Source organism: Phaeacidiphilus oryzae TH49 (assembly GCF_000744815.1).
Lineage (GTDB): Bacteria > Actinomycetota > Actinomycetes > Streptomycetales > Streptomycetaceae > Phaeacidiphilus > Phaeacidiphilus oryzae.
The window spans coordinates 399944-414920 of sequence record NZ_JQMQ01000004.1; the positions used below are offsets into that span (position 1 = coordinate 399944).

General features: G+C 74.0%; 12 protein-coding genes. 8 read left to right on the plus strand and 4 right to left on the minus strand.

The features are described from left to right. Window positions 1-85 precede the first annotated feature (85 nt). Complete coding sequence (locus tag BS73_RS02025; RefSeq protein WP_051939089.1) at window positions 86-3778, minus strand: glycoside hydrolase family 3 C-terminal domain-containing protein; 3693 nt, start codon at window positions 3776-3778, stop codon at window positions 86-88. A 193-nt stretch (window positions 3779-3971) separates the two neighbouring features. On the opposite strand from BS73_RS02025, the gene BS73_RS02030 reads away from it, so the two are divergent. After that, window positions 3972-5252, plus strand: coding sequence for an ROK family transcriptional regulator (locus BS73_RS02030; RefSeq protein WP_063836888.1), 1281 nt, complete (start codon window positions 3972-3974; stop codon window positions 5250-5252). A gap of 121 nt (window positions 5253-5373) precedes the next feature. Then, complete coding sequence (locus BS73_RS02035) at window positions 5374-5562, plus strand: hypothetical protein (protein WP_037568745.1); 189 nt, start codon at window positions 5374-5376, stop codon at window positions 5560-5562. On the opposite strand, the gene BS73_RS02040 is transcribed toward BS73_RS02035, so the two are convergent. Then, the gene (locus tag BS73_RS02040) at window positions 5540-6586 is read right to left on the minus strand and encodes a GlxA family transcriptional regulator (RefSeq protein WP_084703695.1); all 1047 of its coding nucleotides are present in this window, start codon (window positions 6584-6586) and stop codon (window positions 5540-5542) included. The two genes, BS73_RS02035 and BS73_RS02040, sit on opposite strands and share 23 nt — an antisense overlap. A gap of 146 nt (window positions 6587-6732) precedes the next feature. Here BS73_RS02040 and BS73_RS02045 point away from each other — a divergent pair, with 146 nt between their 5' ends. The 6 genes from BS73_RS02045 (at window position 6733) to BS73_RS02065 (ending at window position 12756) form a co-directional block, all read left to right on the plus strand. Continuing rightward, window positions 6733-7386, plus strand: coding sequence for an HD domain-containing protein (locus tag BS73_RS02045; RefSeq protein WP_200886612.1), 654 nt, complete (start codon window positions 6733-6735; stop codon window positions 7384-7386). A gap of 133 nt (window positions 7387-7519) precedes the next feature. After that, complete coding sequence (locus BS73_RS40605) at window positions 7520-7717, plus strand: hypothetical protein (RefSeq protein ID WP_322987236.1); 198 nt, start codon at window positions 7520-7522, stop codon at window positions 7715-7717. 51 nt (window positions 7718-7768) lie between these two features. Further along, window positions 7769-8824: a cytochrome P450 family protein gene (locus BS73_RS02050; protein ID WP_322987237.1), complete on the plus strand. Its 1056-nt coding sequence runs from the start codon at window positions 7769-7771 to the stop codon at window positions 8822-8824. 111 nt (window positions 8825-8935) lie between these two features. Next, the gene (locus tag BS73_RS02055) at window positions 8936-10354 is read left to right on the plus strand and encodes a purine-cytosine permease family protein (protein ID WP_235215241.1); all 1419 of its coding nucleotides are present in this window, start codon (window positions 8936-8938) and stop codon (window positions 10352-10354) included. Window positions 10355-10391: 37 nt separating this feature from the next. Then, the gene (locus BS73_RS02060; RefSeq protein WP_152617478.1) at window positions 10392-11333 is read left to right on the plus strand and encodes a LysR family transcriptional regulator; all 942 of its coding nucleotides are present in this window, start codon (window positions 10392-10394) and stop codon (window positions 11331-11333) included. Window positions 11334-11421: 88 nt separating this feature from the next. Next, entirely contained in the window at window positions 11422-12756 is a 1335-nt protein-coding gene (locus tag BS73_RS02065) for a YbfB/YjiJ family MFS transporter (protein WP_456153922.1), read from the plus strand. Here the strand turns inward: BS73_RS02065 and BS73_RS02070 are convergent. Then, the gene (locus BS73_RS02070; RefSeq protein WP_037568748.1) at window positions 12708-14087 is read right to left on the minus strand and encodes a 6-phospho-beta-glucosidase; all 1380 of its coding nucleotides are present in this window, start codon (window positions 14085-14087) and stop codon (window positions 12708-12710) included. The two genes, BS73_RS02065 and BS73_RS02070, sit on opposite strands and share 49 nt — an antisense overlap. Continuing rightward, entirely contained in the window at window positions 14084-14854 is a 771-nt protein-coding gene (locus tag BS73_RS02075; protein WP_037568750.1) for a DeoR/GlpR family DNA-binding transcription regulator, read from the minus strand. The genes BS73_RS02070 and BS73_RS02075 overlap by 4 nt, the downstream gene beginning before the upstream one ends. Window positions 14855-14977 lie beyond the last annotated feature (123 nt).

Here is a 14977-nt window from a genome sequence, read left to right on the forward strand (position 1 = left end):
CTAGGAGCGGACGATTTGGCCTGTCAATCGATTCGGCCCGGCATTGGCCGCAACCGGCAGCCGGCTGCGGCCCGGCCTCCGGGGGTCAGCCGGTGGCCACCGCGAAGATGTGCAGGGAGACCTGGTTCATCGCCACCGGCGCTCCCATGTCGGGCAGGGTGAGATAGGCCGGGGTCTTGCCGGGTTCCAGGCTCACGGTCTCGGCGTACACGCTGACCTGCTGGGTCTGCTTCCCGGCCGGCTGGTCCAGGTAGGGGGTGGAGACCAGGATCGAGCCGCCGGGCGGTGGGGTGTTGGACCACCAGTCCGGGAAGTCCAGCGAGATCTGCTGGCTGCTGCCGTCGGTGTAGGTGATCACCCCGGAGCCGGAGCCCTCCCCGTACGCGCTGGTGCCGAGCAGTCCCAGCCTGGTCGCGCCGGACGGCACCCCGGTCAGCGGGATGGTCTGGCCGAGGGCGGCGACGTTGTCCGCGGCGCCGGTGCCGGTGGTCGGCCAGGAGTAGGTCAGCCCGCCGCTGCTGACGGTCCCGCCGGAGGTGATTCCGGCCGCGGCCAGCGCCTGCTGGGAGAGGCCGGCGTGACCGCCGTCCAGGTTCGCGGAGCCGGGCGAGGAGTCGTCGGCGACGGCGACGTTGTTCCGGGCCGCGGCGAAGCTGGTGTACGGCACCAGGATCCGGGTCGAGGCCTCGTCGTCGCTGCGCGCGCCCTGGTAGGTGGCGGAGGCCGCGACCGGGTAGGTGCCGGTGCCGGCGGAGCCGGAACCCGGCGCCAGCCGCCAGCTGGTAACGCCCTTGGCCCCCGGTGCCAGGGTGCCGAAGGTGGACGGGGTGGTGGCCGTCGCGGTCCAGCCGGACGGCGGGGTCAACGAGACCTGGACGCCGGTCAGGGCGGTCGGCCCGCTGTTGGTGTAGGTCGTGGTCAGGGTGACGGCCCCGCCGGTCGCGTCCACACCGCCGCCGCTGACGGCCAGCGGGTGGCCGACCCGGACCACGGCGCTGCCGGTGACCCCGTCGACGGTGGCCCGGATGGTGGCCGCGCCGTTGCCGACCGCGGTGACGATCCCCTTGGGGGAGACGGTGGCCACCGCGGGATCGCTGCTGGAGTACCGGACCCGGGCATGCGCCAGGTTGAGGAAGGAGCCGTCGTCCGCGACCGCCTCCACCACATGGTCGGCCTTGACCGACATGTTCCGGCCGGGCTGCTGGGCCGGGTCGGTGTCGTCCTTGATCCAGCGGTTGCTGCCGGTCAGGTCGATGGTGTCGCCGGCCTGGTAGACCACCGACTCCGGCTGCACGGTGACGTACTGGACGTGCGGGGTGAGGCTGCCGCCGACCCGCACCTCGGCGGCGCCCGCCGGGCTCGCCGAGTCCGGTCCGACCATGAAGCGGTAGGTCCCGTCGTACACGACCGACCTGGCCGCCGCCGCGTCCCGGAAGGCCAGGTCGGGGACGTTCACCCGGAGGGTGAGGTGCTGGGTCTCGCCGGGCCTCAGCACCCGCGTCTTCTGGAAGCCCTCCAGGCGCTCCTTGGGGAGCTCGGCGCCGCGGACGGCGAACGGCGTCGCCGCGTACAGCTGGGCGACGGTCGCCCCGGCGGTGCCGCCGGTGTTGGTGACGTCGAAGGAGACGTCCACGCTGCCGTTCGCGTCGACCGCGCTCCTGTCGGCCCGGACGTGGGAGTACCGGAACGAGGTGTAGCTGAGGCCGTACCCGAACGGATAGCTGGGCGTCCCGGTGAAGTACTGGTAGGTCCTGCCGAGACCGCCGGTGGCGCTCGGCGCGAGACCGTAGTCGGCCATGGGCGGCAGCTGCGAGTCGTCCTTGTACCAGGTGAAGTCCAGGTGCCCGCTGGGGTTCTGGCGGCCGAAGAGGACGTCGGCCAGGGCGGTTCCCTGGCTCTGCCCGTTGTAGCCGGCGAAGACGATCGCGGGCACCTTGTCCTTGAGCCCCTCGATGTCCACCGGGCCGTCCGACTGGATGTCCAGCACCGTCCGCGGGTTGCCCAGCGCCGCCACCTGGTCCACCAGGTCGGCGTAGTTGCCGGGCAGTGCCAGGGTGCTGCGGTCCTTGCCCTCGGTGGCCACACTGGTGTCGGTGCCGACGGCGACCACCACCAGGTCGGCGTCCTTGACGTCGGCCTGGGTCTGGGCGCTGAGCACCGCTCCGCCGGTGGCGGTGGTGGAGGTGCCGGCCGGGTCGTAGACCACGTCCGCGTTCGGGTTGGCGGCCTTCACCGCGGCGGTGATCCCCTGCACGGCGTCCGTCTGGTGGGTCGGATCGCCCGAGTAGTCGCCCAGCGTGGTCCTGCCCGCCTGGTCGCCCAGGATCACCACCTTGCTCTGGGCGGCGGCGTCGGCGGGCAGCAGGGGCTTGCCCGTCGCCGCCAGCCGGTCGTTCTTCAGCAGTACCAGGGCGTTGTCGGCGACCTCGGTGGCCAGCGCCTGGTGGGCGGGGGACTCGATCACGCTCTTGGAGATCCTGGTGTACGGGTTGCCCGAGGCGGGGTCGAACTCGCCGGTCTCCATCCGCACGGTGAAGAGGTGGACCAGTGCGGTGTCGATGACGCCCTCGCTGATGATCCCGGCCTGGATCGCCTCCTCCAGGTTCTGCGGGGTGGCCTCCGCGCCGGTGCAGTTGGCGTCGGTCCCGGCGCGCAGCGCGTACGCCTGGCCGCCGGCCGCGCCCGGGATCTTCCGGCCGGTGGCGGTCTCGGTCCAGGTGGCGTTGGCGTCCTTGCCGTCGGTGGTCCAGCCGGGCGGCGCCCAGTCGTGGCCGGACGGGAAGGAGCGGTAGGTGGTGCCGACCGCCCCGCAGTCCGAGGTGATGTACCCCTGGAAGCCGTAGGTGCGCTGGGCGATCTGGTCGGTGGTGTAGGTGTCGGCCACCGACGGGGTCCCGTTGATCGCGTTGTAGGAGGTCATCAGGCCGGAGACGTGGGCCTTCTCGATGAGGCTCTTGAACTGCGCGGTGTAGTAGTCGTACAGGTCGGTGTCGGTGACCTGGGAGCTGATCCCGGTGCGGTTCTGCTCCACATTGTTGAGCGCGTAGTGCTTGGCAGTGGCGGCCACCTTCAGATACCTGGTCTGCCGGCTGCCGTCCGGGTTCTGGCCCTGGTAGCCGTCCACGAACGCCCCGGCCATCTGCGAGACCAGGTAGGGGTCCTCGCCGAAGGCCTCGTCGGTGCGGCCCCAGCGGGGGTCCCGGTCCAGGTTCACATTGGGCGCCCAGTAGGTCAGCGAGCCGTAGTCGTCCGCCGAGGGCCCCAGGTTGTTCTGGCCGGTGCCCCACAGCGACTTGTCCAGGAAGCCGCGGGCCTCGTCCGAGATGGCCTGGGTCTCCCGGTACATCAGCTGCTTGTCCCAGGTCATGGCGGCGGCGAAGTTGGTCGGGAAGCTGGTGGCGTGCACTCCGCCGCTCGCACTGCCCGAGTCGGTGTCCGCGCCGAGGGTGTTGACGCCGTGCTGGCCCTCGTTCCAGTAGGTGTACTGCTGGAGGCCCAGCCGGGGGATCGCCGGGGCGTTGTTGGTGTGGAGCTGCTGGACCTTCTCGTCCAGCGTCATCCGGGAGACGAGGTCGGCGGCCCGCTCCTGGAAGGAGTACCGGGTGTCGAGGTAGATCGGCGTCGTGCCGGTGCCGCCGCCGGCCGTCGTGACCGCGGCGGCGGCCGCGGCCGCATGGACGGGATGCGCGGCGGCGGTGGTGAGGCCCGCGCCCAGCATGCCGAGGGAGCAGGCGGCCGCGAGGGCCGTGGAGCGGAGATGGGCGGATCTCCAGCCCATATCGCCTCCTGGAGTGGGGTGGAATAGGTACCGTGCCGAACTCTGACGTACCGTCACATCGTGTGCGGGAGAAGGACGTTGCGCGGATCAATGGCGCCGGTCCGGTGGTTTTGCTTCGGTCCAAAACATAGGCTCACCAATGTCCCTGTCAAGCCCCCGCGAACCATCCGTCCGTGCCGACCCAGGAGGCTCCTTGCTCTCCGAACGTCCATCCGGGGTGCCGGCCCGCGCCGGGCACACGGACATCCGGCGCAACAACCTGGAGGTGGTGCTGCGCCATCTCTGGGCGACCGGCCCCGACTCGCGGGCCGGCCTCGCCGCCCGCGCCGGGCTCACCCGGGCGACCGTCTCCCGGCTGGTGGGGGAGCTGATCGGGCTCGGCCTGGTCGAGGAGACCGGAGCCGCCACCGCCCGCAGCGGCCACGGCCGGCCGGGCACCGAGCTGCGGCTGGCCGGCCGGCATGTGCTGGCGATCGGCGCCGAGATCAACGTGGACTACCTGACCATGCTGGTGGCCGACCTGGCCAACCGTCAGGTGCACCGATGGCACCGGCCGTTCGACACCCCCCGGGCCGGCGCGGAAGCGGCCCTGCGCGCCCTCGCGGAGGCCTGCGCGGCCTGGCTGGACTCGCTCCCCGCCGCGCCCGGCTCCGGGCGGGATCCGCTGGTGGCCGGGCTGGGGGTGGCGATCCCCGGGCTGGTGGACGAGCGGCGCGGGATCGTCGGCCGCGCCCCCAACCTCGGCTGGGACGGGGTGCCGGTCGCGGAACTCCTCTCCGGGCTCCTCGCGGCACGGCTCGGCGACCGGGTCGGCCCGGTGACCGTGGGCAACGAGGCGAACCGCGCGGCCCTGGCCGAGTACCGGGTCGGCAGCCACGCCGGGACCCCGCATCTGGTGTACATCACCGGGGACGTGGGCATCGGCGGCGGCCTGATCGTCGACGGCCGCCCGCTGCTCGGCGCCCGCGGCTACAGCGGCGAGGTCGGCCATATGCTCGTCGACCCGGCGGGGCCGGCCTGCGGCTGCGGTCGGCGCGGCTGCTGGGAGGCGCTGGTCGGCCTGCAGGCGCTGCTGGCGGCGGTGGGCGAGCCCCCGGCGGGAGCGGCCTCGTCCTCCGAGGAGAGCGTCGGCCGGGTGGCCCGGCGGGCCGGGCGGGGCGATCCGGCGGTCCTGGCCGCGCTGTCCCGGCTGGGCGAGGACATCGGCACCGGCTGCGCCAACGTCGCCGCCCTCTTCGACCCCGAGGTGATCGTCCTCGGCGGCTACTTCACCGCGGTGGCCCCCTGGATCATGCCCAGCGCCCGGACCGCCTACCGCGACCGGCTCCTCGCCGCCCCCGGGCCGCCCGCCGCGGCCGGCGGACTGGCCGTCTCCGCCCTCGGCTTCAGCGCCGCCGCGCGCGGTGCCGCCACCCACATCATCGACCGGGTGATCAGCGACCCCCGCCTCCTCCTCGCCCCCCGGGGCGGCTGAACACCGGCGCGGCCGGAACCCCGCCGGGGGCGGGCCTTGTGGTGTGCCGGCCGGCCATGCGGGACCGTTCGGGGGAAACCGCCGCTGCCACCCCGCCGGTGCCACTTCCTGGAGGCCCTCCGTGACCGAACCCGCGCCCGCCGCGCTGCCTGCCCCGCCGTACTACGCCGTGGTCACGGCGGTGCGGACCCCGGGGGACGACGGCTACGCGGAGACCGACGAGCGAATGATGAAGCTCGCCGCCGACCAGCCGGGGTTCCTCGGCGTCGTCGAGCGGGCCTACGGCTTCACCCGCCCCGCGGAGCGGTAGCCGCCGGGGGCGGGCCGGTGGTGCGGAAGCGGGCCCGGTACTCGGTCGGGGTGGTGCCCAGGTCGCGGGCGAAGGCCCGGCGGAGGGTCTCGTCGCTGCCGATGCCGCTCTCCGCGGCGGCCGCGGTGACGCTGCGGCCCTCCAGAAGGAGCCGCTGGGCGCGGTCCAGGCGCACCCGTTCCAGCCACCGGGCCGGGGTGGTGCCCAGCTCGGCGTGGAAGATCCGGGAGAGGTGCCGCGGACTGACCGCCAACCGGTCCGCCATCGCGGAGAGACTGTGGTCGGCGGCCGGGTCTGCGAGGACGGCGGCGACCAGGGCGCGCAGCGGCCCGCTGCGGGCCGGCGGCGCGGTGGCGGTGGAGAACTGCGACTGCCCGCCGGGCCGTTGCATGAACACCACCAGCTCCCGGGCCACCGCCCGGGCCGCGTCCGCTCCGTGGTCCTCCTCCACCAGGGCCAGGGCCAGATCGATCCCGGCGCTGATCCCGGCGGAGCTGAGATAGCGCCCGTCGCGCACATGGATGGCGTCCGGTGCGACCCGGACCCGGGGGTGGCGGCGGGCCAGCTCCCCGGCGTGCCGCCAGTGGGTGGTCGCCCGGCGCCCGTCCAGCAGACCGAGCCCGGCCAGGACGAAGGCGCCGGTGCAGACGGACGCGACCCGATCCGCGCCGGCGGCCAACGACCGTACGGCATCCAGGAGTTCGGCCTCGATCGGCTGCTCGGCGAGGCGGTCTCCGCCGGCCACCACGAGGGTGTGCAGCGGCCCCGCCTCGGCCGGGCGCACCGCGCCGGTCAGGGCCAGTCCGCTGGAGGTGGCGACCGGCCGGCCGCCGGGCGAGACCAGCACGAGTTCGTAGGGCGCGGCGACCCGACCGGACAGATGGAGCACCTCGGTGGGGCCGCTGACGTCGAGCATGGTGACGCCGTCGAACACCACGAAGCCCACCCGGCGCCTCCGGTCCGCCGCCGACTCCGACTCCGACTCCAGCTCCGGCTTCGCCCCCGACCCCGTGCCCGGCCTCATGTCCGGATCTGTGGGTTTCCTGGCTGCAAGGACATGGCCCCACCCTACGCCTCCGCGGGACGGTGAAGTCACAGCCCGGACGTACCCGGGCCCCACCAGGGCCCACTCGGAGCCGTCCGGTACGACGAACCCCCGCAGGAGGAGCCATGACCAGCCGAAGCGTGAGCGAGCAGATCGCCGGCGTGCGGATCCCGGACAGCGCCCTGGCGCGCGAGGCCACCGAGCTGGTGCGGGAGTCCGCCCCGCCCCTCCTCTTCGACCACTCCCGGCGGGTCTTCGTCTGGGGCGCGCTGCGCGGCCGCGAGGAGGGCCTCGACTTCGACCCGGAGCTGCTCTACGTCGGCGCGCTCTTCCACGACCTGGGCCTGACCGAGCACTACCGCCGCACCGACCAGCGCTTCGAACTGGACGGCGCCGACGAGGCCCGCCGCTTCCTCCGCGCCCACGGCATCACGGGGGAGCCGGCGGACCGGGTCTGGACGGCCATCGCCCTCCACACCACGCCGGAGATCCCGCTGCACATGGCGCCGGAGATCGCCCTCGTCACCCGGGGCGTGGAGCTGGACGTCCTCGGCATCGGCTACCACGCGGTGACCGAGGGGCAGCGCGCCGCCGTGCTGGCCGCCCACCCCCGCCCGGACTTCAAGAACCGGATCCTGGCGGCCTTCACCGAGGGCCTCAGGGACCGCCCCGCGACCACCTTCGGCAACGTCAAGGCGGACGTCCTGGCGCACTTCCTGCCCGGCTTCGTACGCGGCGACTTCGTCGAGGTCGTCAAGGGCTCCGACTGGCCGGAATGACCGCGCGAAGTCCGGATCGCGACCTCTGCCGGGGGCCGGCCGGCCGATATCCTCGGACCAGCCTGCCGGATCCCCGCCGCACCAGCCGCACCTCCCGAGAGTCCTCCCCCTCGTCAGGAAAGGACGCGAGCGCATGGACCGGTTCCCGCCCCTCGTGCTGGACGTCAACGGCCGCTCCATCCATGCCGACTCCGCCGAACTGCGCCGCCGCGGCCCGGCCGCGCTGGTGGAGCTGCCCGGCGGGGTGACCGCCTGGGCGATCACCGACACCGCCCTCCTCAAGCGGCTGCTGACGGACCCCCGGGTCTCCAAGGACGCCTCGCGGCACTGACCGGCCTTCCAGGACGGCCGGATCGGCCCGGAATGGCCGCTCTATGTGTGGGTGGCGGTGCGGAACATGTTCACCGCCTACGGCGCGGACCACTCCCGCTTACGCAGGCTGGTCCAGCCGGCCTTCACCGCCCGCCGGATCAGGGACCTCCGCCCGGGGATCGAGGGGATCGTGAAGTCCCTGCTGGACGATCTCGCGGCGGCCCCGCCCGGCGAGCCGGTGGACCTGCGGGCCCGCTACGCCTACCCGCTGCCTATCCGGGTGATCTGCGAACTCATGGGCGTCCCCGAGGAGTTGCGGGCCGGCCTCGGGCGCTGCGCGGACGGGTTCTTCGACACCACCATCACCCCTGCCCAGGCGCAGGCCGTCGCGGCGGAGATGCAGGACCTGATCGCCGAACTGATCGCGCGGAAGCGCGCCGAGCCCGGCGAGGACCTGGTCAGCCGGCTCCTGGCCGGGCGGGACGAGGCCGGTGGCGGCCCGCTCTCCGAGCAGGAGCTGGTGGACACCTGCGTCCTGGTGATCAGCGCCGGCTACGAGACCACGGTCAACCTCCTCGACCAGTCCATCACCACCGCGCTGGCCCGTCCCGACCAGCTCGCCCTGGTCGCCTCCGGGCGCGTCGGCTGGGCCGACTTCATCGAGGAGACCCTGCGGGTGGAGGCCCCGGTGGCCAGCCTGCCGCTGCGCTACGCCGTCCAGGACATCGACATCGCCCGCGAGGCCGAGGCCGAGACCGAAGCCGGCGCCCACGCCGACGCCCACGCCGACCCCCGCACCGACGCGGCGGCCGGCGCCGTGATCCGCGCCGGCGAGGCCATCCTGGCGGTCTACGACGCCGCCGGCCGCGACCCGCGCGTCCACGGCGCCACGGCCGAGGAGTTCGACGCCACCCGCCCCGACAAGGACCACCTGGCCTTCGGCTACGGCGTCCACCTCTGCCTCGGCGCCCCGCTCGCCCGCCTGGAGGCCGAGATCGCCCTGCCCGCGCTCTTCGCCCGCTTCCCCCACCTGGCCCTGGCCGTCCCCCCGGACCGGCTGACCCCCCTCGCCAGCTTCATCTCCAACGGCCACCAGAGCCTCCCCGCCCACCTCGACGGCCGGTGAGCCGACCTCCCCGCAACGTGAATGTAATCATTCATGGTCTTGACCTCTGCCTGAAGTCATACAGCAAGATGGGAGGCGCCCACCGTCAACGAACGCCCGAGGTAGCCGATGATGGAGCGCCACGCGCTCGAGTTCGTCCCGGAGAACGAGCGCCACGGCAGCGCGCGCTCGCTCTTCGCGGTCTGGTTCGCCGCCAACACCCAGATCACCACCATCGTGACCGGGGCCCTCGCCGTCGTGGTCGGCCTGAGCCTGCCCTGGGCCTGCCTGGCGGTGCTCCTCGGCAACCTGGTCGGGGGAGTGTTCATGGCCCTCCACTCCGCCCAGGGGCCCAAGCTCGGCGTCCCGCAGATGATCCAGAGCCGGGCGCAGTTCGGCTTCCTCGGCGCGGTCCTGCCACTGCTCCTGGTCATCGCGATGTACCTGGGCTTCTTCGCCAGCAGCGCGGCGCTCGGCGGCTCGGCTCTGTCGGCCTGGACGGGGATGCCCTCGGGCGGCGGCATCGTGCTGATCGCCGTGGTGTGCACGGTGCTCGCGGTGATCGGCTACCGGCTGATCCACCAGGTCGAGCGGTGGATCAGCGTGGCCGGCGGGGCGGTCTTCCTCTACCTCAGCTACCGGCTCCTCACCGGCGCCCACCCGGCCGGGCTGCTGCACGCCGGCCCCTTCCAGCCGGGCACCTTCCTCCTCGCCCTCTCCATCGCCGGCACCTGGCAGATCACCTACGCGCCCTATGTCGCCGACTACTCGCGCTATCTGCCGACCCGGACCTCCACCGCCGCGCCCTTCTGGTGGACCTACGCCGGATCGGTGGTCGCCGGCAGCTGGATGATGTGCTTCGGCTGCCTCGCCGCCGCGATCTCGCCCAAGGGCTTCGAGGCCGACCCGGTCGCCTATGTCGTCCACCTCGGACCGGCCTCCGCCTCCGCGGTGTTCTTCCTGGTCGTCGTCCTCGGCGTGCTGGCGATCAACGTCCTCAACCTCTACGGCGCCTTCATGTCCGCGACCACCACCGTCTCCGCCCTGCTCAGGCTGCGGGTCGGCGGCGTGTCCCGGGCCGTCTTCATCGTCTGCGCTGCCGCGGCGGGCAGCGCGCTGGCCCTCCTCGGCCGGGACGGCTTCCTCACCACCTTCGAGAACTTCATCCTGCTCCTCACCTACTTCCTGGTGCCCTGGACCTCGATCAACCTGGTGGACTTCTACGCCCTCCGCAAGGAGCGCTACGACGTCCCGGCGCTCTTCGACCCGCGGGGCGTCTACGGGCGGGTCAACCTGCGGGCGCTGGCCGCCTACGCGATCGGTGTGCTGGTGGAGGTCCCCTTCGTGAGCACCTCCTTCTACACCGGGCCGATGGTGGCCAGGCTCGGCGGCGCCGACGTCTCCTGGCTGCTCGGCCTGGCCGTCTCCGCAGTCCTGTACTACGTGCTGCTGCGCGGCCGGGTGGGACTCCCCGGGGACGGGGACGCTCCGGCCCCCGGAGCCGGGGCGGCGGGCGGCGGAGAGGAGCCCGCCACCACCGTCGCCCGCTGAAACCGGCTGGGAGGCCCAGCCTCCCAGCGCGGGTAGCATCGGCCCCGTGGACCTTCGCCAGCTGCGGTACTTCGTCGCGGTCGCCGAGGAGCTGAACTTCGGCCGGGCGGCCGAGCGGCTGCTGATCGCCGGACCGTCGCTCTCCCAGCAGATCAAGGTGCTGGAGCGCGACCTCGGCGTCCGGCTCTTCGACCGCGACCGCCGCTCGGTGCGGCTCACCCCGGCCGGGGCCGACCTCCTCCCACTCGCCCGGGACCTGCTGGAGCGCGCGCAGAGCCTGCGCGACCGGGCGGCCAGGATCGGCGGCTCGGAACCGGTCCGGCTCGGCTACGTCGACTGGCTGCCGCCCGACCTGTCCGCGCGCACCTCCGGCGCCGCCCTGGTGCACGTCGACGCCTGGGTCGCCCCCTCGCACACCCAGGCCGCCCGGGTCGCCGACGGCGGCCTGGACCTGGCCATCTGCTGGATCCCGCGCGCCGAGCTGGCCGAACGGGGACTGCGCGGCCGGCTGCTCGGCGCCGACCGCCTCCACGCCGTCGGCCCGGCTCCCGAGAGCCGGAGACGGGGCGAGACGGGCGAGGCGGGGGTGGTGCGCGCCCGCGAGACGGTGGTCCCGCTGGACGACGACGTCACCGCCTGGTCCGCCTGGAACGCCTACGCCGAGCGGCTGGCGCAGGACACCGGGGCCAGGACGGCCCGCTTCCACGACGGCGGGATCACCGGCCCGGCCTTCTTCGACCACGTCCGACGGCTGCGCCGGCCGATCCTCAACTCGCCCAAGGGCCGGCGCACTCCGGTCCCACCGGACCTGGCCCGCTACGCGGTGGCAGAGCCGCGGGTCTACTGGCCCTGGCTCCTCGTCTGGCGCCGGACGGAGACCCGCCCCGCCGTCCTGGACGCCGTCCAGGCCCTCACCGCGGACGTCGGTGACCTCGCCCTCGACGGCCCCGGCGCCGATGCCTGGAGCCCCCGCGACTGACGCCCCGCCGGCGCTGTTAGCCGCAGCCTCCCAGATGGGAGGGAGGCGGTCGTGGAGTCCGCGCGGGCGGTGGGCGCAGGCTGGGCGTATGTCCGATCGCAGCGTCGCAGCAGGCGCACCCGACACCCTCGTCCCGACGCGGAGCACCGTGCCCGCGGCACCCCCCGGGGATCGCGCCCCCTGGGTGCTGGTCGCCCAGGTGGCCGCCGCGCTGGCGGTGGCGATGGGGATCGGCCGGTTCGTCTACACGCCGATCCTGCCCCTGATGCACACCCAGGCGGGGCTCTCCGACGGTGCCGGGGCCGCGCTGGCCACCGCGAACTACGCGGGCTACCTGGTCGGCGCGGTGGCCGGGATGCTGCTGCCGCGCGCGGCCGGCTCCGGGCCGGTGCTGCGCTGCTGCCTGGTGCTGCTGGTGGCGGACCTGGCGGCGATGCCGGAGACCCGCTCCTACCCGCTGTGGCTGGTGCTGCGGCTGCTGGCCGGCGCGGCCAGCGCGCTGGCCTTCGTCGTCGCGGTGAACGCGCTGCTCGGGCGGCTGCGCGGGCCCTCGGCCCGGCTCACCGGCTGGGGGTTCGGCGGGGTCGGGGCCGGTATCGCCCTCTCCGGGCTGCTGGTGCTGGCGCTCCGCGGGATCGCCGACTGGCGGGTGGCCTGGTGGGCCTCCGCCGCGCTCGCCGCCGTCCTCACCGTCCCGGCCTGGGGCCTGCGCTCGGCGCCGCCCGAGCCGCGCGCCGGCGGCACGGAGACCGCCCCCGCGGAGACCGCCCCTGCGGAGACCGCCCCTGCCGGGGCCGCCGCTGCGGACGCCGCCCCCGCTCCGCCCCGGACGCCGGCCCCCGCCCGCCGCGCCTTCGCCGCCCTGTTCGCCTCCTACACCCTGGAGGGCGTCGGCTACATCATCGCCGGCACCTTCCTGGTCGCGGCGGTCGGGCAGAGCTCGCCCGGATGGGTCGGCAGCGGCGCCTGGGTGCTGGTCGGCCTCGCGGTCGTGCCCTCCGCGGCGCTCTGGGGACGACTGGCCGTGCGGTGGTCCGCCGCGCTGATGCTGCCCGCCGCGCTGCTGGTGCAGGCGGTCGGCGTCGCGCTGCCCGCGCTGTTCGGCGGGGTGGCGGCCGCGCTGGCCTCCGCGGTGCTCTTCGGCGGCACCTTCGTCGGCGTCTCCACCCTCAGCCTGGAGGCCGGAACCCGGCTGCGGTTCCCGCGCGCGGTGGCGGTTCTGACGGCGGGTTACTCGGTCGGCCAGATCGTCGGCCCGCTGGCCGCCGCGCCGCTGCTGCGGCACGGCTACCACCAGGCCCTCCTGCTGGCCGCCGCGGTCGTCGCGGCGGCCGCCGGATGCGCCGTGCTGCTGCGCACCCGGCGGCCGGCGGCTCAGCGCCCGCCCAGCGCCTCGGCCACCTCCGGGATGCGGGTGCGATAGCCGTCCAGCAGCCGCCGGGCGACGCTCACCGAGTCCACCAGCGGGTGGAGGGCGAAGGCCTGCAGAGCGGCGTCCGGGTCCTGCTCGAAGGCGGCCCGGACGGTGAGCCGCTCGCAGGCCTTCACCTGCTGCATCAGGCCGAGTTGGGAGAGGTCGGGGGCGGTCACCGGCTGGGGGCGCGGGCCCTTGGCGTCCACCGTGCAGGGCACCTCGATGACCGCGTCCGCGGGCAGCGAGGGGACGATCGGGCCGTTGCGGACGTTGAGCACCATGGAGGCCGGTTCGTCCCGGGCGATCGCGTTCATCAGGGCGAGGGCGACCCCGGCGTAGCCGTCGATCTCCGGCTCGGGGGCCTCGTCGGTGGGCGATCCGGCGCCCGCCGCCGGCGCCTCGCCGTGCTCCACACCGTCCTTGGCCTCGGCCATGTAGCTCGCGCTGCGCTCGGCGATGGTCCGCCGCCACAGCCGCTCGGCGCCGCAGGAGAGCCCGCGGGCCTGCCGGAAGAACGCGGTCTGCTGCTCGACCAGGAACTCGCCCCGGGTGCGCGGGGCGTCCAGGATGGCGCGCACCGCGTCCCGGTTGAAGTAGTAGTAGTACAGATACTCGTTGGGCAGTAGCCCCATCGTCCTGATCCACTCCGGGCCGAACACCTCGGTCTCCTCCAGCGAGCCCAACTTCTCGTCGTCGGCGAGGAGTTCGGGCAGCCGGTCGCGGCCGTCCAGCTCCAGCCGGCGCAGCCAGCCGAGGTGGTTGAGGCCGATGTAGTCCAGCCGGGCGGCGGCCGGGTCGGCGCCGAGCGCCCGGGCCACCCGGCGGCCCAGGCCGGACGGCGTGTCGCAGATGCCGACCACCCGGTCGCCGAGTACCGACTGCATCGCCTCGGTGATCATTCCGGCCGGGTTGGTGAAGTTGATGACGAAGGCCCCCGGCGCCACCGCCCGCACCCGCTCGGCGAACCGGCGCATCACCGGGAGGGTGCGCAGCCCGTACGCCAGCCCGCCCGGGCCGGTGGTCTCCTGGCCGAGGACGCCGAGTTCCAGCGCGACCCGCTCGTCCTGGGTGCGCCCGGCCAGGCCGCCGACCCGGACCGCGCAGAAGACGAAGTCCGCGCCCTCCAGGGCGTCGTCGAGGACGGTGGTGGCGGAGACCCGGGGGGCGTCCGGGTGCCCCTCGGCCAGCTCGGCCAGGATCCGCTGCACCGCCTCCAGCCGCTCGGAGTCGGTGTCGTAGAGCCAGACGTCGTCGACCCGGGGCTCGCCTCCGTCGCCCAGCAGGGCGCGGTAGACGTACGGGACGCGGAATCCGCCGCCGCCGAGGATGCAGAGTTTCATGCCAGGATCACCTTTCCGCCGGTGCTCTCGCACAGTCGCAGGGTCTCTTCGGGGGCAGCGGCCGTGGTGACCACGGTGTCCACCCGCTCCAGGGTGCACACCCGAAGCGAGCCGGTGCCGGGGAACTTGGACGGCGGCGCGAGGAGCACGGCGTGCTGCGCCGACTCGATCATCGCCTGCTTGATCGGCGCCTCCACCGCCATGTCGTCCAGTACGTGCCCGTTCGGCCGCACCCCCGTACAGCCGATGAAGGCGAGGTCGGCACTGACCTGCTGGAGGGCGTTGAGGGTCAGTGAGCCCACCAGCGACTCGTAGTTCCGCCGCACCGCTCCGCCCAGCAGCACCAGCCGCACCTCCGGGTCCTCGCGCAGCACGTCCAGGACCGCGAGGCTGCTGGTGAGGACGGTGACCGGGCGGCCGCGCAGGCGGCGGGCGATCCGCATGGTGGTGGTGCCGATGTCGAGCAGCACCACGCCGTGGTCCGGAACCAGTGCCGCGGCGGCCTCCGCCATCGCCTCCTTGGCCTCGGCGTCCACGTCGGCCTCGACGGCGAAGGGGTGCTCGTGGGCCGCCGCGCTCGCCGCCGCGGGCGCCGGGGCGGCGCCGCCGTAGGTGCGCACCAGGGCCCCGTCCCGGTCCAGCGCCTTGAGGTCGCGGCGGACGGTGGACTCGCTGACCCCGAGCCGCTCGGACAACTCCCGGACGGACGCCGCGCCCAGGTCGCGGAGGGCGGCGACGATGCGCTCATGACGGGTGGGGGTGGTCACGGCCGGGACACTAGCACGCGGTTGACCGAGTTCCACCGTCATCTGACTGACTATTGCCACCCGTGGCTGAAGTTGGCCATAGTGATGCGATCTCCCGCGCAGCAGCGCAGCGAGCTGATCGAT